General features: G+C 54.5%; 1 protein-coding gene. It reads left to right on the top strand.

All coding sequences use genetic code 11. The annotated features are described in order from the left end of the window. The coding region (locus tag ACTHUE_RS18705) for an L-glutamate gamma-semialdehyde dehydrogenase (protein ID WP_440424155.1) at positions 1 to 1,497 on the top strand (1,497 nt) is incomplete at both ends.

Genomic DNA, 1,497 nt, shown 5'->3' on the forward strand with positions numbered 1-1,497 from the left:
TGCCTCTGCCGCGCGATTTGTATGGCAAAGGCCGTCTGAACTCCCAAGGCGTCGATTTCAGCAACGAAAACGTATTGCAAAACCTGCAAGAAAAACTCAACCAAGCTTCTTCCGAAGACTTCCACGCTGCTTCTATCGTCAATGGCGAAGCGCGTAACGTGGGCAAAGCGCAACCCGTCCGCAACCCTGCAGACCACAACGATGTTGTCGGCACTGTCAGCTTTGCCGATGCGGCATTGGCTCAAGAAGCTATTGGTGCAGCCGTTGCCGCCTTGCCGGAGTGGAGCGCCAAACCTGCTTCAGAACGCGCCGACTGCCTGCGCCGTTTTGCCGACCTCTTGGAACAACACACGCCTGCATTGATGATGCTGGCCGTCCGCGAAGCCGGTAAAACCTTAAACAACGCCGTTGCCGAAGTACGAGAAGCCGTTGACTTCTGTCGCTACTATGCCAACGAAGCTGAAAACACCTTGCCTAAAGATGCCAAAGCTGTCGGCGCAATCGTTGCCATCAGCCCATGGAACTTCCCATTGGCCATCTTTACCGGCGAAGTGGTTTCTGCATTGGCAGCCGGTAACACCGTTATCGCCAAACCTGCCGAACAAACCAGCCTGATTGCTACTTACGCAGTTTCCCTGATGCATCAAGCCGGTATTCCGACTTCTGCGCTGCAACTCGTACTCGGCGCAGGCGATGTCGGCTCTGCCCTGACCGGCGATGCCCGCATCGGCGGTGTGATCTTCACCGGTTCTACCGAAGTAGCGCGCCTGATCAACAAAGCCCTGTCCAAACGCGACGACAGCCCTGTCCTGATTGCCGAGACCGGTGGTCAAAACGCGATGATTGTGGACTCTACCGCCCTGCCGGAACAAGTCTGCCTCGACGTATTGAACTCTGCCTTCGACAGCGCAGGCCAACGTTGTTCCGCTCTGCGTATCTTGTGCGTTCAAGAAGATGTTGCCGATAAAATGGTCAACATCATCAAAGGCGCAATGGACGAATTGGTTGTCGGCAAACCGACCCAACTGACCACAGATATTGGCCCTGTCATCGATGCTGAAGCCCAACAAAACCTGTTGGCCCACATCAACCGAATGAAAGGCGTAGCGAAGGCTTACCACGAAATCAAAACTGCCGCCGACGTTGATGACAACAACTCTACTTTCGTTCGTCCAATCCTGTTTGAATTGAACAACCTGAACGAGTTGCAACGCGAAGTGTTCGGTCCTGTATTGCACGTTGTCCGCTACCGCGCCAGCGAATTGGATCAACTCATCGACCAAATCAACGCCAAAGGCTATGCTCTGACCAGCGGTGTACACAGCCGTATCGAAGGTACTGTCGACCATATCCGCGACCGCATCGAAGCCGGTAACATCTACGTTAACCGCAACATCGTTGGTGCTGTTGTCGGCGTACAACCTTTCGGCGGTCACGGCTTGTCCGGTACCGGTCCAAAAGCAGGCGGTTCATTCTATCTGCAACGCCTGGTTCGTA

Source organism: Neisseria sp. P0021.S005 (genome assembly GCF_051956955.1).